The sequence below is a fragment of the Micropruina sp. genome (assembly GCF_047602385.1).
Lineage (GTDB): Bacteria > Actinomycetota > Actinomycetes > Propionibacteriales > Propionibacteriaceae > Micropruina.
The window spans coordinates 268,535-295,230 of sequence record NZ_JASGHL010000003.1 but is presented as its reverse complement, the minus strand read 5'-3'; the positions used below and the strand labels follow the sequence as shown (position 1 = coordinate 295,230).

Below are 26,696 nucleotides of genomic sequence, written 5' to 3'. Positions count from 1 at the left end.
CATGGCACGCACGCCCATCATGGCCGGCAACTGGAAGATGAACCTCGACCACGTGGAGGCCACCGGTCTGGTCCAGAAGCTCGCCTGGACGCTCGACGACCTGAAGTACGACGCCAGCAAGTCCGAGGCGGCGGTGATCGTGCCGTTCACCGACCTGCGCACCGTGCAGACCCTGATCGAGGGCGACAAGCTGCCGCTGGCCTTCGGTGCCCAAGACGTCTCGGTACACGCCTCCGGCGCCTACACCGGTGAGATTTCCGCCGCGATGCTGGCGAAGCTGAACTGTGACTACGTGGTGATCGGCCACTCCGAGCGGCGCGACTACCACGCTGAGACCGACGAGTCGATCAATGCCAAGACCAAGGTCGTGCAGGCCGCCGGGATGGTCCCGATCGTCTGCGTCGGCGAGAAGCTGGACGTCCGCAAAGAGGGCAATCAGGTGCCGTTCGTGCTGGCCCAGGTCGACAAATGCCTGGACGGGCTGAGCGGCGACGAGGTGGGTGCGCTGGTGATCGCCTACGAGCCGGTCTGGGCGATCGGCACCGGCGAGGTGGCCACCCCTGAGGACGCCCAGGAGGTCTGTGGCGCGATCCGCGTGCGGGTGGCCGAGCTGGTCGGCCAGGAGGCCGCGGACGCCGTCCGGATCCAGTACGGCGGCTCGGTGAAGTCGGGCAACATCGTCGACATCATGGCCCAGCCGGACGTCGACGGTGCCCTGGTCGGCGGCGCGAGCCTGGACGCCGCGGAGTTCGCGAAGATCGTCACCTTCTACCAGCAGGCCTGAGCTTCGGCCGGCGTCCGCCGGAGTCGTCGTGCGGGTAGGTTAGGATTCCCCCTGTGATTGTTGTGCCCCTGTTGACGTGGCCGATTCTGACCCTGTCGATCGTGCTGATCCTGACCAGTGTCGTGCTTTCGCTGTTCGTGCTGCTGCACAAGGGCCGTGGCGGCGGCATGTCCGATCTGTTCGGTGGCGGCATGTCGACCTCGATGGGCGGCTCGTCCGCAGCAGAGCGCACGCTCGACCGGCTGACGGTGATCATCGGGCTGATCTGGCTGGTGACCGTATTCGGGCTGCTGGCGCTGTACCGGTTCTTCCCGGACTTCGGCACGCTCTGAACTTCCTCTGCCCTGCCTGGTGGGGCGATCTGACAAGGAGAAACACAAGTGGTTGGTGGTAGCGCGATCCGGGGTAGCCGGGTTGGTGCCGGGCCGATGGGCGAGGCCGAGCGCGGGGACTCAGCACCCCGGCTGTACGTCTCGTACTTCTGCTCGAACCGGCATGAGACCCGTCCCGCCTTCGCCGCCGACGCGGTCGTCCCCGAAACCTGGGACTGCCCGCGATGCGGGCTCCCGGCGAATCTGGATTCGGAGAACCCGCCCCCTCCGCCGAAGATCCAGCCCTACAAGACGCACCTGGCCTACGTGAAGGAGCGCCGCAGCGACGCCGAGGCGGCCGCCATCCTGACCGAGGCGCTGGAGGGGCTGCGCGCCCGCCGCGCCGCCGGCGAGGTCATTTACTGACCGAGCCGCCGGCGTCCGCCAACCTGAACCGTCCCCGAACGTTCGGGGACGGTTCTTTTGTGCAAATCTCGAACGTCGGGGGACGGTTCTTGTTGTGCGAATCTCGAACGTCGGGGGACGGTTCTTGTTGTGCGAGTCTCGAACGTGGAGAACCGTCCCCGGAGGTGCGAGTCTCGAACGTGGAGAACCGTCCCCGGGGTTCTACAGGGCGCAGCGGAACCAGGGCAGCTTCGACGCCGCGTCGGAGTCGACGAACCAGAGGGTGTCCTCGGCGCCCCGGACGACGCCGGCGGGAATGTCGGTGGAGCCGGTCATCGCCGGGACGGCCACGTCGGCCTTGTCCGGGCCGCTGAGCAGGAACCAGACCTCGCGCGACCGGGACAGGGCGGGCACGGTCAACGAGATCCGGTCGTCGGAGCCCTTGGGCGACTCCGTGAGCCCGATCACGGTCTGGGTCGCCTCCGGGTCGAAGGACGGGTGCTCGGGGAAGATGCTGGCCACGTGGCCCTCGGGGCCGATGCTCAGCAGGCAGATGTCGAAGGTGACGTCGCCGAGTTCCTTGGCGTAGGTGGCGGCCGCGGCGTCAGCGTCGGCGACCCCGTCAGCGGCCGGCATCGGGTGGGTGCGTGCCGCGTCCAGGGCGAACTGGCCGGCGAGCATCGCCAGGGCCACCCCGGCATGCCGGGCCGGATCGTTGGTGGCGGTGAACCGTTCGTCGGTCCACCACAGTTCCAGCCGTCCCGGGTCGACCCCGGAGCCGTCGATACCGCGTCCGAAGCCCTCGTACAGCCGGTGAGCGATCCGGCCGCCGGTCAGGCAGATGTGGACGATCCGGTCGGGATCTGCCTGGACCGCGGCAACCCGCGCGACCAGCATGGACGCCGCTCGCTCGGCGAGCTCCACCGGGCCCGCGAAGCGCAGTACCTGGTCCTTCACCGCGCCGCCTGCTCGGCATCCCGTCGCTCGCACCGATGGACCAGGGTCTGCATCGCGGAGGCGAAGATGTCGTCGACGTCCAGCCGGCGCAGTTCCTCGGTGATCAGCGCATTCAGCTCGCGGCGCCGCAACGCCACCTGCCGGCGCGGCAGCCCGGGCGCCGAGAAGGTGGCCGTCCGGCCGTCCTCGCGCGCGATCACGATGTCGCCCTTGGTGGTGCTCAGGGTCACGTTGGTGATCCCGATCCCCTTGCTGCCCTCACGACGATCGACCCGCACCTTGAGCCGGTCCTCCAGCCAGGCCGAGAGCAACATACTGGACGCGTTGTCCGGGGCCGCCTCGACCGAGACCCCGGTGATCTTCGCCGGATAGGAGTCCAGCGCGGACGCCAGCAGCGCCCGCCACGGCGTCAGCCGGGTCCAGGTCAGGTCGGTGTCGCCGGGGGAGTAGTGCCGGGCCCGGCGCTCGATCGCCGCCAGTGGTCGCGACGAACCCATCGCATCGGTGATCCGGCGGGTGGCCAGCTTCCCGACCGGGTCGTCGCCGGGTTTGTCCGGGGCGCTTCCCGGCCACCAGGCGACGACCGGGGAATCGGGTAGCAGCAGGGCCAGCACCACGGACGCGCGGTGCTGGGTCAGTTCGCCGTGGAAGCGCAGCGAGATGATCTCGCCCGGCACTTCCTCGCCGAGCCGGATCTCGGCGTCCACATGGTCGCCGTCCGCGTCGCCGTTGGTGACCAGGATGATCCGCGAGGGATGCTCGCGGCCAGCGTCCTCACAGGCTGCCAGGGCACGGTCGTAATGCCGGCCCTCGGCCACCACGATCATGGTGAAGACCATCGACGAGGCGACGCCGATGCTGTGGCGGGCCTTCACCAAGGCCATGTGGATGCCGGTGGCGTTGGTGTCCGGAACGGTGATGATCATCGATTCTCCTATGGCCGGCGCCAGACGAAGCCGTCGCGGGCAAGCATGGCCTTGCCGCACGGGGGTCCCCAGGACCCGGACGGATAGCCTTCCGGCTGGGTGTTCTGATCGGCCCAGAAGTCCAGGATCGGGTCGAGGATCTTCCACGCCAGTTCGACCTCGTCGTGCTGCGGGAACAGCGGCGGGTCGCCGAGCAGGACGTCGAGGATCAGCCGCTCGTAGGCCTCCGGGCTGGATTCGGCGAATGAGGTGCCGTAGGCGAAGTCCATGGTGACGTCGCGGATCTCCATCAGCGTGGCCGGCACCTTGGCGCCGAACCGCAGCGTGATGCCCTCGTCGGGCTGGATCCGCATCACCAGCGCGTTGCTGCCGAGCGCCTCGATGTCGGTGTGGCTGAACGGCAGGTGCGGGGCGGGCCGCAGGTTGAGGGCGATCTCGGTCACCCGGCGCGGCATCCGTTTGGCCGAACGCAGGTAGAACGGCACCCCCGCCCAGCGACGGTTGTCGATGTCGATCCGGATGGCCGCGTAGGTCTCGGTCTGCGAGGCCGGGTCGATGCCTTCCTCCTCCAGGTACCCGAGCACCTGTTGGCCGCCCGCCCAGCCGCCGAGGTACTGGCCGCGGGCGGTATGCGCGGCGATGTCCCGCGGCGGCCGGGCCGCGGCGAGCACCTTCTTCTTCTCCGAGCGCAGCTGTTCGGCGTCGAACGAGGTGGGTTCCTCCATCGCGGTCAGCGCCAGCAGCTGCAGCAGGTGGTTCTGGATCACGTCGCGGGCCGCGCCGACCCCGTCGTAGTAGCCGGCCCGGCCGCCGATGCCGATGTCCTCGGCCATGGTGATCTGGACGTGGTCGATGTAGTTGCGGTTCCAGATCGGTTCGAACAGCTGGTTGGCGAACCGCAGCGCCAGCATGTTCTGCACGGTTTCCTTGCCCAGATAGTGGTCGATCCGGAACACCGACTGGGAATGGAAGACCGACGAGACCCGGCGTTCGAGCTCGATCGCGCTGGCCAGGTCGTGGCCGAACGGCTTCTCGATCACCACCCGGCTCCAGGCGTCCTTGGTGTCGCGCTTGGCCAGGCCGTGTTTGGAGAGCATCGAGATCACCTGGTCGAACGCCTTCGGCGGGATCGACAGGTAGAAGGCGTGGTTGCCGCCGGTGCCCTGGCTCTCGTCCAGCTCGGTCAGGGTCTTCTTCAGCTCCAGGAAGGACTCGTCGCTGTCGAAGGTGCCGGGGACGAAGCGGATGCCTTCCAGCAGCTGCTTCCAGACCTCCTCGCGGAACGGGGTGCGGGCCCGCTCCTTGACCGCGTCGTGGACGATCTTGGCGAAGTCCTCGCCGTCCCAGTCGCGCCGGGCGAAACCGATCAGCCCGAAACCGGGCGGAAGCAGCCCCCGATTGGCCAGGTCGTAAACGGCGGGCATGAGCTTCTTCCGCGCCAGATCACCGGTGACTCCGAAGAGCACCAGCGCACAAGGGCCGGCGATGCGGGGGAGGCGGCGATCCTGGGGATCGCGCAGCGGATTGGCCGACGTCGTCTGCTCGCTCACCGGGTCATCGTTTCGCGGATCACTCGGCCGAGGCAATTGCCTGCTCGACCGATGCCACCAACTCATGCCAGGAAACGACGAATTTTTTCACGCCCTCGTCTTCGAGGACCCGGTAGACGTCGTCCAGGTCGACGCCCGCGGCCCGCACCTGGTCGAGCACGGAACGCCCTTCGGCGGCGCGTCCGGCGATCGAGGGGCCGACCTCGCCATGATCGGCGAAGGCGTCCATGGTCTTTTCCGGCATCGTGTTGACCACCCCGTCGGCGACCAGGTTGGTCACATACAGGGTGTCGGGCAGTTGCGGATCCTTCGTCCCGGTGGACGCCCACAGCGGACGTTGCAGGTTCGCACCCTTGGCCTGCAACGCCTTGAACCGGTCCGAGGCGAAGATCTCCTCGAAGGCGCCGTAGGCGACCAGCGCGTTGGCGATGCCGGTCTTGGCCCGCAGTTCGGCGTATCCCACCGCGGCGAGGCGCTTGTCGACTTCGGCGTCCACCCGGGAGACGAAGAACGACGCCACCGAGTGAATCGTGGTCAGGTCCCGGCCGGCCTCGGCGGCCTGCTCCAGGCCGCTCAGGTAGGCGTCCATCACCCCGCGGTAGCGGGCCTCGGAGAAGATCAGGGTCACGTTGACCGAGATGCCGGCGGCGATCGTGGCGGTGATCGCCGGCAGCCCCGGCTCGGTGGCCGGGATCTTGATCAGGACGTTCTCGCGACCCACCAGATCGTGCAGTTCCGCGGCCTGTGCCACGGTGCCCTGGGTGTCCCTGGCCAGCGTCGGCGCGACCTCGATCGAGACCCGGCCGTCGTGGCCGTCGGAGGATGCGTAGACGGCGGCGAACAGGTCGCAGGCGTTCCGGACGTCGGTCGAGCAGAGTTGCTTGATCGCGGTGTCCACGTCGGCGGAGTGCAGCGAGCGCAGCTGCTCGGCGTAGTCGGCGCCCTTGGTCAGGGCGGCCGCGAAAATCGTGGGATTCGTGGTGACGCCGGTGACGGAATCTTCGGCGATCCTCTGGGCCAGGTTGCCGCTGGTCAGCCGCCCCCGGGAGAGGTCGTCGAGCCAGATGCTCACTCCCGCGGCGGCCAGGGCCTCCAGACGCTGGTTTGTCATCGATCAACTCCTGTTCGTAGCGGCCGGCCTGCGGCTCGGGCGGGTGCCGGTGAGGCACTCTAGTCGCGGCCGTGTTACTCCGCGGTCGCGACGGGCTAGACTGCTCGCGATCCGAGCGAGGAGGAGAGGTCGGGGATGCACTCATCGGCGCCGACGGTTGACGCCACGACCACGGGTTCCGTGCGAGCCTATGTCGCGCTCACCAAGCCACGGATCATCGAACTGCTGCTGGTCACCACAGTACCCGCCATGTTCCTGGCCGCCGGCGGTGTGCCGGAATGGCAGAAGGTGATCTGGACGCTGGTCGGCGGCACCCTGGCGGCGGGTTCCGCCAATGTCTTCAACTCCGTGCTGGACGCCGACATCGACTCCGAGATGCGACGCACCCGGCGGCGTCCGATGGCGCTGAATAGCGTCCCGCCGGCGCGCGCGTACATCTTCGGCGCCGTGCTCGGCGTGCTCGCCGCACTCACCCTCGGCTTCGGTGCGAACTGGCTGTCGGCGTCGCTGGCGATGACGGCCAACGCCTACTACGTCTTCGTCTACACCATGGGGCTGAAGCGGCGGACGTCGCAGAACATCGTCTGGGGCGGCATCGCCGGCTGCTTCCCGCCGCTGATCGGCTGGACGGCGGTCACCGGCAGCGTGGACTGGCCGCCGCTGGTGCTGTTCGCGATCGTCTTCTTCTGGACGCCGCCGCACACCTGGGCGCTCGCCTTCCGCTACCAGGAGGACTACCGGCAGGCGCATGTGCCGATGCTGCCGGTGGTGATGGCCCCGCCGGCAGTGGCCTGGCGGATCCTGATCTACACCGTGATCACGGTCGCGGTGAGCATGGTGCTGTGGCCGGTGGCGCACACCGGCTGGCTGTACCCGGCGGTCGCGCTGATCGCCGGCGTCATGATGATCGTCGAGTCGGCCCAGCTACTGGCTCGCGCCCGGGCGGGCATGACCGAGGCGGCGTTGAAGCCGATGCGGCTGTTCCACCTCTCGAACTCCTACCTGGCGGTGGTCTTCCTGGCCGCCGCGGTCGACCCGCTGATCTTCTGATCGGTTCGGTGCCGGCCGGCCGGGGCCGCCGAGCGCCACAGCTGACTGATCGCCACGGTGTACAGCGTCGTCCCGACCATGTGCGCGAACACCACCGCCATCGGCAGCCCCAGGAAGTACTGGGTGTACCCGATCACCGCCTGCAGGCAGGCGGTGCCGATCACCAGCAGCGCGGCCCGCTGGATCCGCCGGACGCCGCGGGCGGCGTAGGCCAGCCAGCTGGTCAGGGCAAGAGTGATCCACATGGTCACCGAGTGCAGCCGGGCGACCTCGCTCAGGTCGAAGCCGTTGCGCTGGGCGCCGCCGTCGCCCGAGTGCGGCCCGGCCCCGGTCACCACCGTGCCCAGGTACATCATCAGCAGCGACAGCCAGAACACGCCCTGGGTGCCCAGCCATAGGCGGCGGGACGCCGGCTCCGGGCGTAGTTCGAAGGCATCGTTGACCATCGTCACGCAGGCCACGATCAGGGCCACCGAGAGCACCATGTGCAGGCCGACCACCCACGGGTTCAACTCGGTCAGCACGGTGATGCCGCCGACCACGCCCTGCAGTCCGATACCGAGCCCGACCGCGATCGACAGGGCGCGGATCCGTCGTTCCCGCACCGTGCGGAAGACGGTGATCGCCGTCGCCAGGGCCACGGCGATCAGCACGAAAGTGAGCAACCGGTTGCCGAACTCGATGAAGGCGTGCCATTCGGCCTCGGGATGCGGCACGTAGGAACCGGGATCGCACTGCGGCCAGGTCGAGCACCCCAGCCCCGACTTGGTCAGCCGGACCAGGGCGCCGGTCCAGACGATCATCATGTTGGCCACCAGGTTCGCCACCGCCCACCGGCGCAGGCTGCGGCGTCCGGTCAGGATGTCCATCGGAATGCCTTTCGTGCGATCAGGGTCAGCGCCAGCGCCCAGCCGGCCAGCATCGCCAGCGCGAGCGGGGCCGTCCCGCCCTCGGCGGCGGCCCGCAGCGCAGCGCCCAGCGCGGCCGTCGGCAGCCAGGGCGGCTGCTCGGCGATCAGGCCGCCGAGCACCAGTCCCGCCAGGTAGATCAGATTGGCCAGGGCCAGGGTGACCTCGGCTTTCAGGGTTCCGGCGAGCAACAGCCCGAGCCCGGCGAAGGCCGCGACGGCCAGGCCCGTCGCGACCAGCGCGGACGCCGCCGCGGCCGGCGTCCAGACCGGACGCCAGCCCCAGGCCAGCGCGATCGTCACCAGAATCACCGCCTGCGCCACGACCAGCGCCGTCGCCGCCAGGGCCTTTCCGGCGATCAGGTCGGCCCGGGTGAGCGGCGTCGCCACCAGGCGCTCCAGGACGCCGTAGCGGCGCTCGAAGCCGGTCGCCACCGCCACCGCGGTGAACGCCGTCGACCAGGTCGCCACCGCCACCACCGAGGCCGGGAAGACCGCCGGGTCGAGGCCGAGTCCGGCCCCCCAGGCCAGGCCGCCGAGCAGCAGGCCGACCGGGATGGCGAAGGCCAGCAGCAGTTGTTCGCCGTTGCGCAGCAGCATCCGCAGTTCCATCGCGGCATGCCGGACCACCCGCGCCGGGTTCACCGGGCACCTCCGGTATGGCGCAGGAACACGTCCTCCAGGGACGCCTCGGCGGTGAGTTCGGCCACAGTGCCGGAGAGAGTCACCCGTCCGGCGTCCATGATCCAGACCCGGTCGGCCAGCCGGGCCGCCTCGGGCATGTCGTGAGTGGTCAGCAGCACCGAGACGCCGCGGTCGCGCAGTCCGCCGATCACGTCCCAGGTGCGGCGACGGGCGTGCGGGTCCATGCCGGCGGTCGGCTCGTCCAGCAGCACCAGTTCGGGACGTCCCACCAGCGCCCCGGCCAGGTTGACCGCCTGCTGCTCGCCGCCGGAGAGCCGGCGATAGGGACGATTGAGCAGCGGTCCCAGCGCCAGTTCCGCGACCAGCTCGCCGACCGGCACCGGATCGGGGTACAGCCCGGCCAGGTAACGCAGCAGTTCACCCGGCCGCACCGCCGACCAGGCGCCCACCGACTGCGGCATCAGTCCGAGCCGCTCGTCGGCGCCGCCCGGCTGGCCGCCCAGCACCCGCACGACCCCGGCGTCCGGCCGGATCAGACCGGTGACGCAGCGCAACGCGGTGGTCTTCCCGGCACCGTTGGGGCCGAGCAACGCGGTGACCTGGTGGCTGGCGGCCGTCCAGCTCAGCGAATCCAGCACCCGGCGTCCGCCGAGGGTGACGCTGACGCCGTCCAACTCGATGGCGTACGGCGTGGTCACCCGGTCAGCATATGACCTGCGCCGCCCCGGGCCTGCTCAGCGGCAGCAGTCCGGCATGCCCCGGCCGCCGGGCATCGGGCCACCGACTCTCCGGTAGGTCTAGACGCGGGCTCGGGCAGTGTCTAGCATGCAAGTGCTAAATCCATTTGGCGGCGTCGCGACGGGCTGACTGCGACGGTTCCCGTCTGAGGCATCTAGGAGCAACATTGTGGTTGATCTGACTCGTAGAGCGATGTTGGGTGTGGTTGGTTTGGGCGTTATCGGCACGGCGGTGTCTTTTCCGCGATTGATTGGTGCGGACATTCCGGGTCGTGGGCAGAGTGCGCTGACTATTGCGTTGTTCGGGACGGAGCAGGATGCGTTGCAGCGCAAGAGTCTCATTGACGGCTTCCAGCGAAAACATCCAAATATTCCGGTGCGTGTGGTCGCGATTCAAGGTCAGGACTGGAGCGAATACTTCGCGAAGATTCTGACGATGATCGCAGCAGGTACGCCGCCCGACGTGGTGACGGTGGCGACGGAAGGGACGCAGCTGTTCGCGTCGCGGATGGCGTATCCGCTGGATGAATACGTGCAGCGGGATGCCGCGGAGATGCAGGAATACTTCGACGACGTGCATCCGTCGCTGATCGAATCGTTCTTGTACAAGGGCAGCCTGTTCCAGTTGCCAGACAATTTCAATGCGGCGAACGTGTTCTACAATACGAAGGCTCTGCAGCGGGCTGGTTTGGAGCGGCCGAATGAGAACTGGACGATCGATGACTTTTTCACGGTCGCCCGGGCGATGAAGAAGGCGGGCCAGGGGAGTTTCCTTCCATACTTCTGGAACAACCGTCTGTGGGGCGGCGTGGTGCCGTGGCTGTATGTGAACAAGGCCAGCTTCCTCTCCGAGGAGAAGGCTCCCGGTGGCGACTGGTTCTGGAAGCGGTTCTACCCGAACGAGACGCCGCGGGGCGGGGGCTACCTGTGGGAGCGGGCGGACGCGTTGAACGATGCCGCGGTGGAGAGCTTCTCGGTGCTGCAGCGGCTGGTCAGCGAGGGGCTGGCGGCCAACCCCGCCCAGGGCGGCGGGAACGAGTTGGTCGCCCTGTTCTCGACCGGGGCGGTCGGGATGACCCCGGCCGGTGGCTACTGGGTGCAGGGGCTGAAGGAGGCCGGGGTTGCCAACGACGCCTACGACGTGACGTTCTTCCCGGCGATGAACGGGCAGCGACACCAGTTCGGTGCCGGCGGCTACGCGATCATGGATGTGTCGAAGCGCAAGGACGAAGCCTGGGAGTGGCTGAAGTACTGCGTGTCGATCGAGGGCATGTCGATCGCGCACAACAAGCCGGACTCGTCGTTGCCGCGGAAATCGTTGAACGACAAGCTTTACGGCGCCGGAGTGGGTCCGGCGCACTGGAACGTGTTCTATGACACGTTGGTGAAGTTCCCGACGACCGGCCCGATGCCGGCACCGCCGCAGCAGGCCGCGGTCGAGTCGGCATTGCTGAAAAACGTGGTCAGCACCATCATGAACGGCCCGACCGGGGTGCGGCCCGGGCTGGAACTGATGCAGCGTGACCTTGAGATCGCTCTGAAGGGACGCTGATGTCCACCACCACTGCTTCCTCTGCTGCCGCTACCGCGGCTGTTGCCAAGACGGGCGCCCGGTCGCGGAACCGCTTGTTGATCGGAGTGTTCCTGGCTCCGACGGTGATCGGTCTTGGCCTGTTCAGCGTCTTGCCGATCATCGGCTCGATCGTGCTTGCCTTCTTCCGCTGGGACATCATCACCGCGCCGCAGTTCGTCGGGTTCGACAACTTCGCCCAGATGGGAACCAACCCGACGATCCGGGTGTCCTTCCTGAACACGCTCGGATTCGTGGTCGCGGCCGTCATCGTCCAGCTGGCGGTCGCGTTGGGTCTGGCGATCCTGGTCCAGTCGAAGATGCCCGCCTGGCTGCGAACGTTCTTTCGCTCGGCGTTGTTCTTCCCGCTGATCTTGTCGGCGGCGTCGGTTTCGCTGATCATGGCGTACCTGTTCAACTATGAGTTCGGTCTGGTGAACCAATTCCTCACCATGATCGGCGTGGGCAAGGTCGGCTGGCTGACGACCGGGTTCGGCGCCAAGGTCGTGGTGCTGCTGGTGTACGTCTGGCAGAACTTCGGTTTCACGTTCCTGATGTTCATCGGTGGCATCGCCGGTATTCCCAAGGAGGTGTATGAGGCGTCCTCGATCGACGGCGTGGTCGGCTGGTCCCAGTTCCGGCACATCACGATCCCGCTGATCAGCCCGACCATGCTGGTCGCCTCGGTGATGGCGATCATCAATGCCCTGCAGATCTTCGATCAGCCCTGGGTATTGACCCGTGGCGGACCCGGCGACGACACCCGCACCGCGGTGATGGTGATCTATGAGTCAGCGTTCAGACAGCTCGATTTCGGTGGCGCCTCCGCGGTCGGAATCGTGTTGACCCTGGTGATCATGGCCGTCACCGCCTTGCAGTTCCAACTCAGCAAGCGTTACGTCTTCTACGGGTGAGGATCCGATGAGCACAATCGATGCAGTCACGACCCGCTCCCCGCTCGCCGGGATCGGTACTTTCGCCAAATATGTGGTCCTCGCCCTGGGCGCGTTCCTCACCATCGGCCCCGTCGTGTGGACGCTGTACACCGCACTCAACCCGCAGGACCCGATCACCCATGTGGTCACGCCCGGCTTCAGCGCGTTTGCCGACGTGTTCACCAAGATCCCGGTCTGGCTGTACCTGTGGAACACCGCACTGGTCACCTTGCTCGCCGCCGCCGGTCAGATGATCAGCGCCGCGATGGCCGGTTACGTGTTCGCCCGGTTCGACTTCCGGGGCAAGAACGGGCTGTTCGCGGTGATCCTGGCCACCATGATGGTCCCGATGCAGGTGACCATCGTGCCGGTGTTCATGCTGATCCGCGGCATGGGCCTGGCAGACACCCTGCTCGCCCTGATCATCCCGGCCCTGCCCACCGCGTTCGGTACCTTCCTGATGCGGCAGTACTTCATGGGCCTGCCCGCCGAACTCGGCGAAGCCGCCGAGATCGACGGCGCCGGTCCCTGGAAGACCTTCTTCTCCATCTACCTTCCACTGTCCGCCCCAGGCCTCGCAATCGTTGGCATCCTCGCCTTCAATTACCACTGGAACGAGTTCTTCCGGCCGCTGATCATGACGATCAGCGAACAGAACTTCACTCTCCCGCTCGGCCTGGTCTCCCTACAGGGCAAACTCGGCTCAGGATCGGTCGCGACCGTCCTCGCCGGCGTCATCCTCTCCATGATCCCCGCACTCCTGGTCTTCATCTTCGGACAGAAGCCACTTCGCGAGGGACTCACGGCCGGCGCCGGCAAGTAGGCCACGCACACCCACGATGCCCCCGGCCCGCCAGGGCCGGGGGCATCGTGGTGCTTCAGACGGTGTGGCCGGTGACCTCGGTCACGGTCACGGACGCGCCCGCCGGCACGATCAGCCGCAGCGGGGTGGCGGGGATCCGCCAGGTGCTGGGCGCCGCCGGCTCGGCCGGGTAGCTCTCCACCACAGCCGAGTCGGTCCAGGTATCGCCGGCCGGCAGGCTGAGCGGTTCGATCGCGTCGTCGGAGCCCGCCACCCGGACGCCCGACGTGCCGGGCGCGACCTCGACCCGGGCGCCGGCCGGAAGCGGGTGGGTGCCGGGACCGAACCTCAGCGACGGGCCGACGTCGAGACCAGCGAGCGCGGCGTCGGGCCGCAGCACCACCTGGTCGCCGGCGACGGTGAGCCGTCGCGGCAGGCTCATGCTGCCGGCGACGCCCTCGGTCTCGCCGTCCCGGGACGGCTCGCGCACCCACCCGAGCACCAGGGGGGCGGCACCGGACGGGTCCTGGGCCAGTTGCGGGGCGTAGAACGCGGTGCCCAGGTCGACGATGTTGGATGCGGACGGCACCAGCGCCGGATGCCCGCCGTCGTCGACCACCCGGCCGACCACGCCGAGGACATCGCCGAGCACCTTCTCGTACTGCAGCGAGAGCATCATGGCGGCGCTGCCGTCCGGGCCGATGCTCAGCTGCGGGCATTCCCAGATGTCGGCGACCGGGGTCTGCAACATGGGGTGGGACGATGCGGCCAGGAAGACTCCGGCGTAGTGCCAGTCCAGGATGTCCTGGCAGTCGAAGACGATCACGGCGGCGCTGCCGTCGGTCATCCCGGCGCCGAGCAGCGCCCAGCGCCGTCCGTTCCAGTCGAACAGGAACGGATCCCGCATCACCTGGACGCCGACGCCCTCAGGCGTCCGGCCGACGACGATCGGCTCCGACCAATCGTCCAGGTCAGCCGATCCCCAGCGCAGCACCACGGTGCTGTGGGCGCCCGCATCGACGACGCCGGAGTAGAGCATGGCCGGGCGCTCCAGTCCGGAACCGAACACTCCCGACCAGGCGCCGTGCGAGTCCGGCCCGCCGGGGGTGGGGCCGAACGCCACCGGGTGATGCTGCCAGTTGATGAGGTCGGCGCTGCTCGCATGTCCCCAGTGGATGTCGGTGTGGGTCGGCAGGTGTGGGTTGTGCTGATAGAAGACGTGCCAACGCCCGTCGTGGTGCACCATCCCGTTGGGATCGTTCAGCCAGCCTCGGCCGGGACGCAGATGGTACGCGGGGGGAGCGGGATGGGACGGCGCGGACTTCGGTTCGCACGGCTGGCCGGGCAGCATTCGACGAGTGCCTTTCGAACGGGCGGAAAGTGGACGCTGCCGGTGAGACCGGATCAGCTCGGGTGCCCGCCGATTCTACTGTGCCGGCCCGTCCGGACGCCTCCGCAGCCGACCCCGGTCCCGGTGCGTGGACGGCCTCGCCACCCGCTCCGGACGCCCGGCCCCGCCTGGATCCGGGCTCAGCTTTCGGGGCGGGACGCGACGATCACCACCGCGGACGGCAGCGGCGTCGGCTCGATGGCCGGCCGCCTTCGGGGCGACTCGTCCGGGGCCTCGCGCATGGGTGCATCCGGCTGATCGGCCAACTCCTCGGCACTCGGCAGGTCGCGGTCGATCAGCATGCCGTAGAACGACCGCCACACCATCGCGCACATGGCCACGAAGAACACCGCGGCGAGCGCCCAGGTGAGCAGGTACTGGCCCTGCGCGTTCAGGCTGACCGCCAGTTCGACGGCCAGCAGCCCGAACAGGGTGGTGAATTTGATCACCGGGTTGAGTGCGACCGAGGAGGTGTCCTTGTACGGATCGCCCACGGTGTCGCCGATCACGGACGCGTCGTGCAGATCGGTGCCCTTGGCGGCCAGGTCGGTCTCGACGATCTTCTTGGCGTTGTCCCAGGCGCCACCCGCGTTCGCCATGAAGATCGCCTGGTAGAGGCCGAACAGGGCGATCGACACCAGGTAGCCGATGAAGAAGTACGGCTCGACGAAGGCGAAGGCAAGGGCCGCGAAGAAGATCCCCAGGAAGATGTTCAGCATGCCGCGCTGGGCGTACTGGGTACAGATCTCCACCACCCGGCGGGAGTCCTCGACCGAGGCCCGGGCGTCGCCGTCCAGCTTGATCGAGGTCTTGATGAACTCCACCGCCCGGAACGCGCCGGTGGTGACGGCCTGGATGGACGCCCCGGTGAACCAGTAGACGATCGCGCCACCGGTGATCAGGCCGAGCAGGAACGGCGCGTGCAGCAGCGACAGCTTGTCCAGGTTCGCGGTCATGCCGTGGGTGAGGCCCATGATGATGGAGAAGATCATCGTGGTGGCGCCGACCACCGCGGTCCCGATCAGCACCGGTTTGGCGGTCGCCTTGAACGTATTGCCGGCTCCGTCGTTGGCTTCCAGCAGCGCCTTCGCCCGGTCCCAGCGCGGCCGGAACCCGTGGCCGGCCTCGATCTCATCGGCGACGCCGGGCACGTCCTCGATCATGCTCAGTTCGTAGACCGACTGGGCGTTGTCGGTGACCGGACCGTAGGAGTCCACCGCGATGGTCACCGGTCCCATCCCCAGGAAACCGAAGGCGACGAGCCCGAACGCGAAGACTGCGGGCGCCACCATCAGGGTGCCGACGCCGAGCCCGGAGATCAGGAAGGACGCCCCCATCAGCGCGATGATCGCGGTGCCCAGCCAGAAGGCCGAGAAATTGCCTGCGACCAGGCCGGACAGGATGTTCAGCGACGCCCCGCCCTGGTGGGAGCTCTTCACCACCTCTTCGGTGTGCACCGAAGAGGTGGAAGTGAACACCTTGACCAACTCGGGGATCAGCGCCCCGGCCAGCGTCCCGCAGGACACGATGGTGGACAGCTTCCACCACATCGTGCCGTCGCCGAGGTCGGCGATCAGCAGGTATGAGGTCAGGTAGGTGGCGAAGATCGAGGCGACCGAGGTGATCCAGACCAGGTTGGTCAGCGGGCGCTCGAAGTCCATCTCGCGCAGATTGCGGTACTTGGCGAGGGCGATCACATTGTTCAACTCATAGGACGCGGCGGAGGCCAGCACCATGATCGCCCGGACGAAGAATATCCAGCACAACAGCTGTACCTGGACCAGTGGCTCGTGCACCGCGAGCAGCACGAAGGTGACCAGCGCCACCCCGGTGACCCCGTAGGTCTCGAAGCCGTCGGCGGACGGGCCGACCGAGTCGCCGGCGTTGTCCCCGGCACAGTCGGCGATCACGCCAGGGTTGCGGGCGTCGTCCTCTTTGATCCTGAAGACGATCTTCATCAGGTCGGAGCCGATGTCGGCGATCTTGGTGAAGATGCCGCCGGCGATCCGCAACGCGGACGCCCCGAGCGACTCGCCGATCGCGAAGCCGATGAAGCAGGAGCCGGCGATCTCGGCCGGCAGGAACAGCATGATCGACAGCATCATGAACAGCTCGACGCTAATCAGCACCATGCCGATGCTCATCCCGGACTTCAGCGGAATCTGGTGCAGGGCCAGTGGACGGCCGCGCAGCGCGGCGAATGCGGTGCGGCTGTTGGCGTAGGTGTTCAGCCGGATGCCGAACCAGGCGATGCCGTAGGAGCCGGCCATGCCGATCAGGCTGAAGGCGAGCACGATTGCGACCCGCCCCCAGCTCAGCCCGGCCAGGAACTTGAAGTAGACCAGAATCACCGCGCCGATGAAGGCCCACAGCACGAGCAGGAATTTGCCTTGCTGGATCAGGTAGGCCTTGCAGGTCTCGTAGATCAGGTCGGAGACAGCCCGCATGGCGGCGTGTACCGGGAGTCGCTTCACTTGGACGAACCGGACGATGCCGAAGGCGAGACCGGCCAGTGCGATCAGCAAACCGATGCCCAGCAACTGCTTGCCGCTGAGGAGGTTGAGGAACGTCGCCTGGGCCAGGTCGGGCAAGGCCAGGTTGGCCTCGCCGCCGCCGGCCGCGGCCGGCGGGGCGGTCGCGCTGCCCGAGCATCCGGTCAGGGCGAGAGCGAGAAGCAGGGCGGCGGCAGGCGTCCGCCGATGGAGAGAGTTCGAAGCCGTGGTCACCAGGGGTCCTCACCGGGATTTGCCGGACGGCCGTCAGGCCGTCTCGACCTCAAACTACTACCGACTGTCGTAGAGGGCTGTGGGTTCGGCCGCAGGGTCATTGGGTGGTCGCCGCCGTCTCAGCCGGCGGTCGGCCGGCTAGAGCCCGAGCTCGTAGGCCCGAATCGCCAGCCGCACCCGGTTGGAGGCGCCGAGCTTCTCCATCAGTGCGGCGATGTGGTACTTGACGGTGGACTGCGACAAGAACACCGCGCGGGAGATCTCCTCGGTGGTGCTGCCCTCCCGAATCATCACCAGGATCTGGCGCTCGACCGGCGTGAGCATGTCGGCGACGTCGGAGCGGTGCCGTCGTTCGACCATGCCGGCTCCGGCCCCGCCGAGCACAGCCAGACCGTGCCGGGCAGACTGCACGGCGTGCACGATCGCCTCGGGCGACAGATCCTTGGGCAGGAAGCCGAGCGCCCCGGCGTTGAGCATCGCGGACGCCGCCTTCGGGTCGGTCAGCGAGGTCAGGGCGAGCACCTGGGTGCGCGGGGAGGCCTCGCGGAGCAGCCGGGTGGTGGCCGGGCCGTCCGGGTCGGGCATCACCACGTCCACCAGCGCGACGTGCGGCCGGTCGTGCCGGATCGCGGCGACCGCGTCCAACCCGGAGGCATACCGTCCCGGTACCTCGATGCCCGCCGCCCGCAGTTCGTTGGCCAGGGTGGTCCGGACGAACAGGTCGTCGTCGACGATGATCACCCGGGTCATCGCCGGCCTCCGGTCGGGACGCTGGCCCGGGTGATCCAGTGTGTGCCCTGCTGCCGGGCCTCCAGCTGCCCACCGACCAGCGCCAGCCGTTCGGCGGCGCCGAGCAGGCCGAAGGGGCGTGCGGATACCGAAGTGCTGGCGTCGGCGACCTCGTTGATGAAGGCCAGATCTGCGGAGAGCTCGTCGATGCTGGCCATCAGCACGCAGGGACGGCCCGGCGCGCCGTGCCGCTCGATGTTCGCGGTGGCCTCCTTGGCGATCTCGGCCAGCACCGCGCCGGCCTCGGCAGGCACGTCGTCCAGGCTTCCTTCGATGGAGGCCGTCACCGGGAATCCATGGGCCCGCAGCTGCTCCAGGCAGTCCCGCACCGCGGTCGCCAGGGAGCCTTCGGAACTCAGCGTGTTGTCGGCGTCGGAGTCCCGGAGCGCACCGAGCACCCAGCGCAGCTGCCCGACCGCCTGTCCGATCTCGTCGGCGATCGGACGCAGTTGGTCGGCGTCACCCGCGGACGCCGCCTGATGGGCCTGCCGGGAAAGCCGGGCCAGGCTGCGGGCCACCGTGTCGTGAAGGTCTCGGGCCAGCGCCAGCCGCTGTTGAGCGAGTGCGGCGATCCGGGCCTGTTCCTCGGCGCGGCGGAACGCGGAGATCGCCCCTCCGAGCAGCCACATCAGGGTGAACAGCATCGCCCAGACCAGAGCGCTCAGCGCGCCGGGCAGCAGATCGCGGTAGGCAGCCAGCTGGCGGGTCGACAGGATCACCCAGTAGACGACGGTCAGCACCAGTCGCTCCCGGCGCTGATTTCGGACGCCGGTGCCCAGCACGGGAATCAGCGCGGCATACTCACCGGACTCGGCCCAGTCCGGTGGTGCCACCAGGTAGATCAGCAGGATCGCGGCAAGTGCGGCGCCGGCCGCTCGCGGCCACCGGACGGTAAGCGCGGCCGCTACGCAGGCGGCGAGGTCGACGACGACCCCGAGGGTGAAGCCGGCCGGCAGGCCGCCAACCACGCTCAGCACGGCGACGAAGGTCGCCAGCACGAGATCGAGCGTGCCGCCGACCAGCAGTCGATGAATCCCGCGGGGGCGCATAGTGCGATTCAACCTGCTTCCGTCGTGGACGGGGACGAGCAGTTGTCAATCTGGACAGTTCAGGACGATCAACGGACTGTACTTTCGTCCGAATCTCGCCAGATCGGTCAGACGAAAGGTCAGCATCCCCGGAGTTGACGGCGTGTCCGGGCCGGCGGATGAGAGCGTCTGGGCATGCCGAAGCCTCATCGACGCCACGGTCGCGCCGTCCGCATGCTTGTCCCACATGTGGCCGCTGTGCTGATCGCTGCGTCGGTGATGGTGGGGGTCGGTGCCAACCGGTCGATAGACGAGGGCTGGTGCGACCTGTACCCCCATTGGCCGGGCTGCCCCGTGTAGCCCGGCCAGGCAGCTCTGGGAGGGCCGCGGTGGCGCCGCCGACCAGCGACAAGCGTCCGGAGGGAAGATGGTTGACGTCTGGTTCCTGGCCGGCGCCGCCGCGCTCGGGATTCTCCTGGTGGTCGTGAAGGCGGTGCGCTGCCTGACCCGGCGTCCGCTGCGACAGAGCCCGATCAGCAGACCTCGACCCAGTGACGGCCTCAGGCCCGCAGCTTGATGGGCTTGAGGATCGTCGCATCAAGACGACGGGACGGGGAACCCAGCCGGCCGTCAACGGGGGCGAGGTGCGTTCCGCGCTTTCGTCTGTTGGCACTGCTGGTTTGCAGCGGAATGGTTATCGGGGCCGCTACGCCCGCGGCGACGGCCGAAACGCCACCCCCAGCGCCGCCCGCCAAGAGGGCAAGCTGACCCGGGCGCAGGCGATGGAAAGGCGAAGGCGTCAGGATTCCCCGGTCGAGGTGGCGGCGTTGACCGACGAGCGGATCTTGGTGGCGATCGGGCAGATGCCTGACGGCGAGACCAGCCCGCATCTGTGGACTAAAAAAAACACTTCCGAGCAAGAGCCTGGGCCATTCTACCGGTTCCCTTGAGTTCTACCCGCATTTGATTTGAGACCAGAGTGGTGAAACTCGCACCAGTGGACCTCGGGCGCAGCAGGTTTAGGTCAAGTCGGAGGTCGACCGGGGACGGGCGCTGCCGGTGGGAGGCCAAAGGACGGCTCGCGGTGCCGGAGGGTGAGAATCTGATCCATCTCCGATGGTCCTGCCGCGGTCCGGTCGGACGCGGACTCGGCAGCCGGTCACTATCAGCTGAGCGTGAACGACGTGTTCGCGGCCCTGGTCGACCCACGCCCGCCGGAGGACCGTAGTCGTCGGCTGAACAGCGCGTGGCGCCGCAGCGAGGTCCGTCGGCTACGAGAGGGGAGCGAGGGCCGAGAGCGTCGCGGTCGTCGGACAGGCGAATGAGGCGGAGTGCTCACCACCACGAAGGTGGAGCCGCCATCCTGAAGTCCGGCCAGTGGGTCTCCAGGTCTCGGCGGGCTCGCCCAGCGGCCGCTGACGCCCCGTATCAGCCTGCGGGACGCCGAACCCCGCCTGACGCCGGGTTGACAGTTAGGCGATCCTAAGAAGTTTGACCCCTGCGCGGATTCGACAAGAATGGTCTTGTGAAAAAGGACCAGACCAGCAAGATCGGCGCTCAGACGCCGATGGTCGAGTCCGACGCGTCCACCCGGGCTCGCGTCGCCCGGTCCATTCTGCAGCACGGGCCGTCGACGGCGTCCGAACTGGCCGAACGGCTGCACCTCACGCCGGCGGCCGTCCGGCGGCACCTTTCGGTGCTGATCGGCGTCGGTCACCTGAGTTCGCGCCAGCAGCGGGTCTACGGTGCCCGCGGCCGGGGCCGTCCGGCGATGGTGTTCGAGCTCACCGACGCGGGCCGCACCGAGTTCCCGCACGCCTACGACGCGCTGGCCATCGACGCGCTCGACTTCGTCCGCAACGCCCTCGGCGCGGACGGCGTCCAGCGGTTCGCCGAAGAGTTCGTCGCCGGGATCGAGACCCGGTTCCATGAGATCCGCGGGGAATACGACAATCCCGCGGACGCGTTGGTGAAGGCGTTGAACGATGCCGGCTATGTCGCCTCGGCCCACCCCGTGGCCACCGGCAAGCAGCTTTGTCAGCATCACTGCCCGGTCGCCCTGGTGGCGGCCGAGTTTCCCGAGTTGTGCGAGGCCGAGACCAGGGTCTTCGCGCAGCTCTTGGACAGCCACGTCCAGCGGCTGGCCACCATCGCCCACGGCGACGGGGTGTGCACCACCCACGTGCCGCGTCCGGTGAAGCCATCCGACCATCCGAATAGAAAGGCCGCTTCATGACGACCACTGCACCGCAGGCCCCCGGCCTGGGGGCAACCCAGGAAGAGCACCTGCAGGCGCTCGGCAACTACCAGTGGGGTTGGCACGACTCCGACGTGGCCGGTTCCGCCGCGCAGCGCGGGCTCAACGAGGACGTCGTGCGCAACATCTCCGCCCTGAAGAACGAGCCGGAGTGGATGCTGAACACCCGGTTGCGCGGGCTGAAGCTGTTCGATCGCAAGCCGATGCCCACCTGGGGCGCCGATCTGGGCGAGATCGACTTCGACAACATCAAGTACTTCGTCCGCTCGACCGAGAAGCAGGCCCAGACCTGGGACGACCTGCCCGCCGACATCAAGGACACCTACGACAAGCTGGGCATCCCCGAGGCCGAGAAGGCCCGGCTGGTGGCCGGCGTCGCCGCCCAGTACGAGTCCGAGGTGGTCTACCACAAGATCAACGAAGAGCTCGAGCGTCAGGGCGTCATCTTCCTCGACACCGACACCGGCCTCAAAGAGCACCCGGAGCTGTTCCAGGAATACTTCGCCACCGTTATTCCGGTTGGCGACAACAAATTCGCCTCGCTGAACACCGCGGTGTGGTCGGGCGGCTCGTTCGTCTACGTGCCGAAGGGCGTCCACGTCACCATTCCGCTGCAGGCCTACTTCCGGATCAACACCGAGAACATGGGTCAGTTCGAGCGCACGCTGATCATCGCCGACGAGGGCTCGTACGTGCATTACGTCGAGGGCTGCACGGCGCCGATCTACTCCTCGGATTCGCTGCATTCCGCGGTGGTCGAGATCATCGTCAAGAAGAACGCCCGGGTGCGCTACACGACCATTCAGAACTGGTCGACCAACGTGTACAACCTGGTCACCAAGCGCGCCACCTGCGAAGAGGGCGCGACCATGGAGTGGATCGACGGCAACATCGGATCCAAGGTCACCATGAAGTACCCGGCCGTCTACCTGATGGGCGAGCACTCCCGCGGCGAGACCCTGTCCATCGCCTTCGCCGGCGAGGGTCAGCACCAGGACGCTGGCTCGAAGATGGTGCACTGCGCACCGCACACCTCAAGCTCGATCATCTCCAAGTCGGTGGCCCGGGGCGGCGGACGCTCCTCCTACCGCGGCCTGCTGCAAGTGCAGGAGGGTGCGCACCATTCGGCGTCCTCGGTGAAGTGCGACGCGCTGCTGGTCGACACCATCAGCCGTTCCGACACCTACCCCTACGTCGACGTCCGTGAGGACGACGTGTCGCTGGCCCACGAGGCCACCGTGTCCAAGGTGAGCGACGACCAGCTGTTCTACCTGATGCAGCGCGGAATGGGCGAGGACGAGGCGATGGCGATGATCGTCCGTGGGTTCGTCGAGCCGATCGCCCGCGAGCTGCCGATGGAATACGCGCTGGAACTGAACCGCCTGATCGAACTGCAGATGGAAGGAGCCGTCGGCTGATGGCCGCACCCGTGATGGAGGCCGTGGAGGCCCTGGAGTCGCACCTCCACCCGACCCCGTCGTTCACGATCGACGATCACCCCTACCCGAAGGGGCAGGAGGAGATCTGGCGGTTCAGCCCGCTGCGGCGGATCAAGTCGCTGCTGACCGACGAGCCCAGCGACGCCCACCTGCAGTGGGACGAGTCGCTGCCGGCCGGCGTCAGCAGCCACACGGTGAGCACCGACGAAGCCCGCGGGCTGGTCGTCGAGGCGCCGATCGACCGGGTCTCGGTGCTCGCCGCCAACCGCTCCGGCGGCGCCAAGGTGGTCGAGATCGCGGCCGGTGCGGAGCTCACCGAACCGGTCAGCATCACCCTGACCGGCACCGGGCAGCACGTCTGGGGTCATCTCGTCTTCAAGGTCGGCGCTCACGCCAAGGGCACCATCCTGCTGCGCCATGAGGGCTCCGCCAGCTACGCCACCAAGGTGGATGTCCTGGTCGGTGACGGCGCGAAGGTCAACTTCGTGTCCATCCAGGACTGGGCCGACGATGCCGTGCACGGCGGTCACCACAGCGTCCTGGTCGGCCGGGACGCCGAGGTGCGGACGGTTACCGTGAGCCTGGGCGGCAAGGTTGTCCGGCTCGCCGAGACTGCGCGGTTCGCCGGCCCCGGCGGTTCGCTGGAGCAGTTCGGGCTGTACTTCGTCGACGGCGGCCAGCACATCGAACACCGGCTGTTCGTCGACCACAACGCCCCGCACACCCACTCCAACGTGGACTACCGCGGCGCGCTGCAGGGTGAGGGTGCCAGAGCCGTCTGGATCGGCGACGTGCTGATCCGCAAGGTGGCCGAGAACATCTCCACCTACGAGTCGAACAAGAACCTGGTGCTGACCGACGGCTGCCGGGCCGACTCGGTGCCGAACCTGGAGATCGAGACCGGCGAGATCGAGGGTGCCGGGCACTCCTCGACCACCGGACGCTTCGACGACGAGCAGCTGTTCTACCTGCGCTCGCGCGGCATCTCCGAGGCCGAGGCACGACGCCTGGTGGTGCGCGGCTTCTTCGCCGACATCGTCCGCCGGATCGGCGTCCCCGAGGTCGAGGAGCGGATGATGGCGGCCGTCGAGCGCGAGCTCTCGGTCACCATGGGCGCCTACGCATGACCTTCCGGCACGCCGCCACCCTGGCGGAGATCCCGGTCGGCTCGGCGATCGCGGTCGACCTCGGCGGCGACGCCGAGGTGGCCGTGGTCAACACCGACGCGGGGGTCTTCGCCATCAGCGACGTCTGCAGCCACGCCGAGGTTCCGCTCAGCGAGGGCGACGTCGACGGCTGCACCCTGGAGTGCTACATGCACGGCTCCCGTTTCGACCTGCGCACCGGCTTCCCGCTGGAACTGCCCGCCACCGAACCCGTGCCCGTCTACCCCGTGCGGCTGGACGGCACCGACATCTACGTCGACATCGACAACCCGATCAATCAGGAGAACTGAACCGAATGTCCACTCTGTCCATCACCGATCTGCGCGTCGACGTCCAGACCGAGTCCGGCCCCAAGGAGATCCTCAAGGGGGTCAACCTGACGGTGAAGTCCGGCGAGGTGCACGCCATCATGGGCCCCAACGGCTCCGGCAAGTCGACCCTGGCCTACGCCATCGCGGGTCACCCGAAGTACACCATCACCGGCGGCTCGGTGACCCTCGACGGGGTCGAACTGACCGAACTGACCGTCGACGAGCGGGCCCGCGCCGGCCTGTTCCTGGCCATGCAGTACCCGATCGAGGTGCCCGGGGTTTCGGTGGCGAACTTCCTGCGCACCGCCAAGACCGCGCTCGACGGCGAGGCGCCGAAGGTGCGCACCTGGGTCAAGGACGTCAACGTCGCCCTCGACCGGCTCGGCCTCGACCAGACCTTCTCGGCCCGGTCCCTCAACGAGGGCTTCTCGGGCGGCGAGAAGAAGCGCAACGAGATCGTTCAGCTGGAACTGCTCAACCCCAAGTTCGCGATCCTCGACGAGACCGACTCCGGCCTCGACATCGACGCGCTGCGGATCGTCTCGGAGGGGGTCAACCGGTTTCACGCCCAGGGCGACCGCGGCGTCCTGCTGATCACCCATTACACGCGCATCCTGAACTACATCAAGCCCGACTTCGTGCACGTCTTCGTGGACGGCCGGATCGCCGAGGAGGGCGGCCCCGAGCTGGCCGAGAACCTCGAGATCGAGGGCTACGAGCGGTTCGTCAAGGCTGCTGCCGCCAACTGAGTCCCGGCGCCCCAGCGGCGCCGACGACAGGAGAGCCGTGAGCTACGACGTCGAACTGATCCGCGGAGACTTCCCCATCCTGGACCGCCGGGTGGGGGAGTACCCGCTGGCCTATCTCGACTCGGCCAATACCTCGCAGAAGCCGCAGGTGGTGATCGACGCCATGGTCGACCACTACGAGCGGCACAACGCGAACGTGGCCCGGGCCATGCATGTGCTGGGCGCCGAGGCGTCCGCCGCCTACGAGGGCGGGCGGGAGAAGGTGGCCGCCTTCATCGGTGCGGCGCGCGCCGAAGAGGTGGTTTTCACCAAGAACGCCTCCGAGGCGCTCAACCTGACCGCGCATTCCCTGGGCGCTGCTTTGCAGCCCGGCGACGAGGTGGTCATCTCGGTGATGGAGCACCACTCCAACATCGTCCCCTGGCAGCTGCTCTGCGCCCGCACCGGGGCGACGCTGCGCTGGTTCGACATCACCGACGACGGACGGCTCGACCTGGCCAAAGCCGCGGCGGAGAACCTGATCAACAACAACACCAGGATCGTCTCGCTGGCCTGGGTGTCCAACGTGCTCGGCACGGTGAACCCGATCGCCGAGATCGCCGCGCAGGCGCACGCGGTGGGCGCGGTGATGGTGGTGGACGGCTCGCAGGCCGTCCCGCAGCTGACCACGTCGGTGGCCGAGTTGGGCGCCGACCTGGTGGCCTTCACCGGGCACAAGATGGTCGGCCCGACCGGCATCGGAGCGCTGTGGGGCCGCTACGATCTGCTCGCCGAACTGCCGCCGTTCCTGGGCGGCGGCGAGATGATCGAGATCGTGCGGATGACCGGTTCGACGTTCGCCCCGCCGCCGTACCGGTTCGAGGCGGGAACGCCGCCGATCGCCGAGGCGGTCGGACTGGGCGCGGCTGCCGAATACCTGCACGAACTGGGCATGGCGGACGTGGCCGCACACGAGCGGGCGATCACCGGCTACGCGCTGGAGGCATTGGGCCAACTCGACGGGGTGCGGATTCTGGGCACCACCGACGTCGGGCCGGAGGGCCGCGGCGGTGCGGTGTCATTCACGCTGGCGACCGCCGACGGGCTGGACATCCATCCGCACGACGTGATGACCTTCCTCGATTCCCGCGGCGTCGCCGTCCGGGGCGGCCACCACTGCGCGCGTCCGCTGCACGAACGGCTGGGAATAACCGCGTCCACCCGGGCGTCGTTCTACCTGTACACGCTGGAGCGCGAGATCGATCAGCTGGTCGATGCGCTCGTGTACACCCAGAGGTTCTTCGGGAGGGCGGCGTGAGCGTCGAGGCGATGTACCAGGAGATCATCCTGGACCACTACCGCGCCAAGCATCACAGCGGGCTGCGCGAGCCGTACGGCGCACAGGTCAGCCATGTGAACCCGACCTGTGGCGACGAGGTGATGCTGCGGGTGGCGCTGGACGGCGACCGGGTCGTCGACGTCTCCTACGAAGGGGTCGGCTGCTCGATCTCGCAGGCGTCCACTTCGGTGATGTCCGAGCTGGTGATCGGCAAGACGGTGCCCGAGGCGCTCGCCCTGCACGAAGAGTTCACCGAAATGATGCACAGCCGCGGCGAGATCGAACCCGACGAGGACCGCCTCGAGGACGCCATCGCGTTCATCGGGGTGGCGCGATTCCCGGCCCGGGTGAAATGTGCCCTGCTGGGCTGGTCGGCGTTCAAGGACGCCGCCGTCCAGGCGTTGGCGAAGACTAAGGAGTCATGATGACCGAACTGCGACCGTCCGACCTGGTGGACGACACCTTCCCGGACAGCACCGCGCCGCCGTCGGCGCGTCCCTCGCTGGAAGACCTGACCGAGGCGATGCGCGACGTGGTCGACCCCGAGCTGATGGTCAACGTCGTCGACCTGGGCCTGGTCTACGGCATCCACCTCGACGAGGACAACAACTGCACCATCGACATGACGCTCACCTCGCCGACCTGCCCGCTCACCGACCGGCTCGAGTTCGACACCGAGATGGCGCTGGACGGCCTGGTCAACTCGGTCGAGATCAACTGGGTCTGGCTGCCGCCGTGGACGCTGGAGAACATCACCGACGAGGGCCGCGAGCAGCTGCGGGCGATCGGTTACAACGTCTGAGGTTGTCGCCACGACAAGCCCGGGGCTCGGA

At 68.0% G+C, this 26,696-nt stretch carries 28 protein-coding genes; 17 read left to right on the top strand and 11 right to left on the bottom strand.

Annotated elements, in window-relative coordinates; genetic code table 11:
• Position 1 precedes the first annotated feature (1 nt).
• The 3 genes from tpiA to QM711_RS10830 are packed head-to-tail and all read left to right on the top strand — an operon-like array spanning position 2 to position 1,521.
• Complete coding sequence (gene tpiA / locus QM711_RS10840) at positions 2 to 784, top strand: triose-phosphate isomerase (protein WP_415099168.1); 783 nt, start codon at positions 2 to 4, stop codon at positions 782 to 784.
• 53 nt (positions 785 to 837) lie between these two features.
• Positions 838 to 1,116: a preprotein translocase subunit SecG gene (secG, locus tag QM711_RS10835; RefSeq protein ID WP_415099166.1), complete on the top strand. Its 279-nt coding sequence runs from the start codon at positions 838 to 840 to the stop codon at positions 1,114 to 1,116.
• A 48-nt stretch (positions 1,117 to 1,164) separates the two neighbouring features.
• Complete coding sequence (locus tag QM711_RS10830; RefSeq protein ID WP_415083752.1) at positions 1,165 to 1,521, top strand: RNA polymerase-binding protein RbpA; 357 nt, start codon at positions 1,165 to 1,167, stop codon at positions 1,519 to 1,521.
• Positions 1,522 to 1,722: 201 nt separating this feature from the next.
• Here QM711_RS10830 and pgl read toward each other — a convergent pair whose 3' ends face one another.
• The 4 genes from pgl to tal are packed head-to-tail and all read right to left on the bottom strand — an operon-like array spanning position 1,723 to position 6,044.
• Positions 1,723 to 2,457 (bottom strand): 6-phosphogluconolactonase, encoded by a 735-nt coding sequence (gene pgl, locus QM711_RS10825; RefSeq protein ID WP_415099164.1) that lies wholly within the window; start codon positions 2,455 to 2,457, stop codon positions 1,723 to 1,725.
• Entirely contained in the window at positions 2,454 to 3,383 is a 930-nt protein-coding gene (locus tag QM711_RS10820; protein WP_415099162.1) for a glucose-6-phosphate dehydrogenase assembly protein OpcA, read from the bottom strand. Before QM711_RS10820 ends, pgl begins: the two co-directional genes overlap by 4 nt.
• An 8-nt stretch (positions 3,384 to 3,391) precedes the next feature.
• Positions 3,392 to 4,999: a glucose-6-phosphate dehydrogenase gene (gene zwf / locus QM711_RS10815; protein ID WP_415099160.1), complete on the bottom strand. Its 1,608-nt coding sequence runs from the start codon at positions 4,997 to 4,999 to the stop codon at positions 3,392 to 3,394.
• Positions 4,953 to 6,044: a transaldolase gene (gene tal / locus QM711_RS10810; RefSeq protein ID WP_415099158.1), complete on the bottom strand. Its 1,092-nt coding sequence runs from the start codon at positions 6,042 to 6,044 to the stop codon at positions 4,953 to 4,955. The genes zwf and tal overlap by 47 nt, the downstream gene beginning before the upstream one ends.
• Before the next feature lie 135 nt (positions 6,045 to 6,179).
• Here tal and QM711_RS10805 point away from each other — a divergent pair, with 135 nt between their 5' ends.
• Positions 6,180 to 7,094: a heme o synthase gene (locus QM711_RS10805; RefSeq protein ID WP_415099156.1), complete on the top strand. Its 915-nt coding sequence runs from the start codon at positions 6,180 to 6,182 to the stop codon at positions 7,092 to 7,094.
• On the opposite strand, the gene QM711_RS10800 is transcribed toward QM711_RS10805, so the two are convergent.
• Genes QM711_RS10800 through QM711_RS10790 form a run of 3 tightly spaced genes read right to left on the bottom strand, consistent with a single transcriptional unit; the run spans position 7,043 to position 9,344 of the window.
• Positions 7,043 to 7,963 (bottom strand): COX15/CtaA family protein, encoded by a 921-nt coding sequence (locus QM711_RS10800; RefSeq protein ID WP_415099154.1) that lies wholly within the window; start codon positions 7,961 to 7,963, stop codon positions 7,043 to 7,045. The genes QM711_RS10805 and QM711_RS10800 overlap by 52 nt on opposite strands.
• A complete protein-coding gene (locus tag QM711_RS10795) occupies positions 7,951 to 8,646 on the bottom strand; it encodes an ABC transporter permease (protein ID WP_415099152.1) in 696 nt (231 codons plus the stop codon). The genes QM711_RS10800 and QM711_RS10795 overlap by 13 nt, the downstream gene beginning before the upstream one ends.
• Positions 8,643 to 9,344, bottom strand: a complete 702-nt coding sequence (locus tag QM711_RS10790; RefSeq protein WP_415099150.1) for an ABC transporter ATP-binding protein — start codon at positions 9,342 to 9,344, stop codon at positions 8,643 to 8,645. The genes QM711_RS10795 and QM711_RS10790 overlap by 4 nt, the downstream gene beginning before the upstream one ends.
• A gap of 208 nt (positions 9,345 to 9,552) precedes the next feature.
• Between QM711_RS10790 and QM711_RS10785 the strand changes: the two genes are divergently transcribed.
• From QM711_RS10785 to QM711_RS10775, 3 genes are read left to right on the top strand one after another with little or no spacing between them, the layout of a single operon-like run.
• A complete protein-coding gene (locus QM711_RS10785) occupies positions 9,553 to 10,935 on the top strand; it encodes an extracellular solute-binding protein (protein WP_415099148.1) in 1,383 nt (460 codons plus the stop codon).
• The gene (locus QM711_RS10780) at positions 10,935 to 11,867 is read left to right on the top strand and encodes a carbohydrate ABC transporter permease (RefSeq protein ID WP_415099146.1); all 933 of its coding nucleotides are present in this window, start codon (positions 10,935 to 10,937) and stop codon (positions 11,865 to 11,867) included. The genes QM711_RS10785 and QM711_RS10780 overlap by 1 nt, the downstream gene beginning before the upstream one ends.
• A gap of 7 nt (positions 11,868 to 11,874) precedes the next feature.
• Positions 11,875 to 12,711 carry a carbohydrate ABC transporter permease gene (locus QM711_RS10775; RefSeq protein ID WP_415099144.1) on the top strand — a complete coding sequence of 279 codons (837 nt, stop codon included), beginning with the start codon at positions 11,875 to 11,877 and terminating at the stop codon, positions 12,709 to 12,711.
• Between the two features lie 55 nt (positions 12,712 to 12,766).
• Here the strand turns inward: QM711_RS10775 and QM711_RS10770 are convergent, their stop codons facing one another.
• The 4 genes from QM711_RS10770 to QM711_RS10755 form a co-directional block, all read right to left on the bottom strand.
• The gene (locus QM711_RS10770; RefSeq protein ID WP_415099142.1) at positions 12,767 to 14,041 is read right to left on the bottom strand and encodes a glycoside hydrolase family 32 protein; all 1,275 of its coding nucleotides are present in this window, start codon (positions 14,039 to 14,041) and stop codon (positions 12,767 to 12,769) included.
• 179 nt (positions 14,042 to 14,220) lie between these two features.
• Positions 14,221 to 16,806: a sodium-translocating pyrophosphatase gene (locus tag QM711_RS10765; protein ID WP_415099140.1), complete on the bottom strand. Its 2,586-nt coding sequence runs from the start codon at positions 16,804 to 16,806 to the stop codon at positions 14,221 to 14,223.
• A 138-nt stretch (positions 16,807 to 16,944) separates the two neighbouring features.
• Entirely contained in the window at positions 16,945 to 17,556 is a 612-nt protein-coding gene (locus QM711_RS10760) for a response regulator (RefSeq protein WP_415099138.1), read from the bottom strand.
• Positions 17,553 to 18,644, bottom strand: a complete 1,092-nt coding sequence (locus tag QM711_RS10755; RefSeq protein ID WP_415099136.1) for a sensor histidine kinase — start codon at positions 18,642 to 18,644, stop codon at positions 17,553 to 17,555. Before QM711_RS10755 ends, QM711_RS10760 begins: the two co-directional genes overlap by 4 nt.
• Positions 18,645 to 19,050: 406 nt before the next feature.
• Here QM711_RS10755 and QM711_RS10750 point away from each other — a divergent pair, with 406 nt between their 5' ends.
• From QM711_RS10750 to QM711_RS10705, 10 genes are all read left to right on the top strand, one after another.
• Positions 19,051 to 19,200, top strand: a complete 150-nt coding sequence (locus QM711_RS10750; RefSeq protein WP_415099134.1) for a hypothetical protein — start codon at positions 19,051 to 19,053, stop codon at positions 19,198 to 19,200.
• 67 nt (positions 19,201 to 19,267) lie between these two features.
• Entirely contained in the window at positions 19,268 to 19,573 is a 306-nt protein-coding gene (locus QM711_RS10745; RefSeq protein WP_415099132.1) for a hypothetical protein, read from the top strand.
• A gap of 575 nt (positions 19,574 to 20,148) precedes the next feature.
• Positions 20,149 to 20,859, top strand: coding sequence for a helix-turn-helix transcriptional regulator (locus QM711_RS10740; RefSeq protein WP_415099130.1), 711 nt, complete (start codon positions 20,149 to 20,151; stop codon positions 20,857 to 20,859).
• Entirely contained in the window at positions 20,856 to 22,298 is a 1,443-nt protein-coding gene (sufB, locus tag QM711_RS10735) for a Fe-S cluster assembly protein SufB (RefSeq protein WP_415099128.1), read from the top strand. Before QM711_RS10740 ends, sufB begins: the two co-directional genes overlap by 4 nt.
• On the top strand, positions 22,298 to 23,446 hold the full coding sequence (gene sufD / locus QM711_RS10730; protein WP_415099126.1) for a Fe-S cluster assembly protein SufD: 1,149 nt from the start codon (positions 22,298 to 22,300) through the stop codon (positions 23,444 to 23,446). Before sufB ends, sufD begins: the two co-directional genes overlap by 1 nt.
• A complete protein-coding gene (locus QM711_RS10725; RefSeq protein ID WP_415099124.1) occupies positions 23,443 to 23,775 on the top strand; it encodes a non-heme iron oxygenase ferredoxin subunit in 333 nt (110 codons plus the stop codon). Before sufD ends, QM711_RS10725 begins: the two co-directional genes overlap by 4 nt.
• Positions 23,776 to 23,780: 5 nt before the next feature.
• Positions 23,781 to 24,545: a Fe-S cluster assembly ATPase SufC gene (sufC, locus tag QM711_RS10720; protein ID WP_415099122.1), complete on the top strand. Its 765-nt coding sequence runs from the start codon at positions 23,781 to 23,783 to the stop codon at positions 24,543 to 24,545.
• Positions 24,546 to 24,582: 37 nt separating this feature from the next.
• Complete coding sequence (locus QM711_RS10715) at positions 24,583 to 25,842, top strand: aminotransferase class V-fold PLP-dependent enzyme (protein ID WP_415099120.1); 1,260 nt, start codon at positions 24,583 to 24,585, stop codon at positions 25,840 to 25,842.
• Positions 25,839 to 26,288, top strand: coding sequence for a Fe-S cluster assembly sulfur transfer protein SufU (sufU, locus tag QM711_RS10710; protein ID WP_415099118.1), 450 nt, complete (start codon positions 25,839 to 25,841; stop codon positions 26,286 to 26,288). The genes QM711_RS10715 and sufU overlap by 4 nt, the downstream gene beginning before the upstream one ends.
• Entirely contained in the window at positions 26,288 to 26,665 is a 378-nt protein-coding gene (locus tag QM711_RS10705) for a metal-sulfur cluster assembly factor (RefSeq protein ID WP_415099116.1), read from the top strand. The genes sufU and QM711_RS10705 overlap by 1 nt, the downstream gene beginning before the upstream one ends.
• Positions 26,666 to 26,696: the final 31 nt, after the last annotated feature.

What these genes read in the sequence shown, in the direction of transcription:
- QM711_RS10775 (WP_415099144.1), top strand. Translation starts at nt 11,875, where the DNA reads ATGAGCACAATCGATGCAGTCACGACCCGCTCCCCGCTCGCCGGGATC.
- sufB (WP_415099128.1), top strand. Translation starts at nt 20,856, where the DNA reads ATGACGACCACTGCACCGCAGGCCCCCGGCCTGGGGGCAACCCAGGAA.
- sufD (WP_415099126.1), top strand. Translation starts at nt 22,298, where the DNA reads ATGGCCGCACCCGTGATGGAGGCCGTGGAGGCCCTGGAGTCGCACCTC.
- QM711_RS10800 (WP_415099154.1), bottom strand. Translation starts at nt 7,963, where the DNA reads ATGGACATCCTGACCGGACGCCGCAGCCTGCGCCGGTGGGCGGTGGCG.
- QM711_RS10820 (WP_415099162.1), bottom strand. Translation starts at nt 3,383, where the DNA reads ATGATCATCACCGTTCCGGACACCAACGCCACCGGCATCCACATGGCC.
- tpiA (WP_415099168.1), top strand. Translation starts at nt 2, where the DNA reads ATGGCACGCACGCCCATCATGGCCGGCAACTGGAAGATGAACCTCGAC.
- zwf (WP_415099160.1), bottom strand. Translation starts at nt 4,999, where the DNA reads ATGAGTTGGTGGCATCGGTCGAGCAGGCAATTGCCTCGGCCGAGTGAT.
- QM711_RS10770 (WP_415099142.1), bottom strand. Translation starts at nt 14,041, where the DNA reads ATGCTGCCCGGCCAGCCGTGCGAACCGAAGTCCGCGCCGTCCCATCCC.
- QM711_RS10760 (WP_415099138.1), bottom strand. Translation starts at nt 17,556, where the DNA reads ATGACCCGGGTGATCATCGTCGACGACGACCTGTTCGTCCGGACCACC.
- QM711_RS10705 (WP_415099116.1), top strand. Translation starts at nt 26,288, where the DNA reads ATGACCGAACTGCGACCGTCCGACCTGGTGGACGACACCTTCCCGGAC.
- QM711_RS10780 (WP_415099146.1), top strand. Translation starts at nt 10,935, where the DNA reads ATGTCCACCACCACTGCTTCCTCTGCTGCCGCTACCGCGGCTGTTGCC.
- QM711_RS10805 (WP_415099156.1), top strand. Translation starts at nt 6,180, where the DNA reads ATGCACTCATCGGCGCCGACGGTTGACGCCACGACCACGGGTTCCGTG.
- QM711_RS10755 (WP_415099136.1), bottom strand. Translation starts at nt 18,644, where the DNA reads ATGCGCCCCCGCGGGATTCATCGACTGCTGGTCGGCGGCACGCTCGAT.
- QM711_RS10750 (WP_415099134.1), top strand. Translation starts at nt 19,051, where the DNA reads ATGGTTGACGTCTGGTTCCTGGCCGGCGCCGCCGCGCTCGGGATTCTC.
- sufC (WP_415099122.1), top strand. Translation starts at nt 23,781, where the DNA reads ATGTCCACTCTGTCCATCACCGATCTGCGCGTCGACGTCCAGACCGAG.
- QM711_RS10725 (WP_415099124.1), top strand. Translation starts at nt 23,443, where the DNA reads ATGACCTTCCGGCACGCCGCCACCCTGGCGGAGATCCCGGTCGGCTCG.
- tal (WP_415099158.1), bottom strand. Translation starts at nt 6,044, where the DNA reads ATGACAAACCAGCGTCTGGAGGCCCTGGCCGCCGCGGGAGTGAGCATC.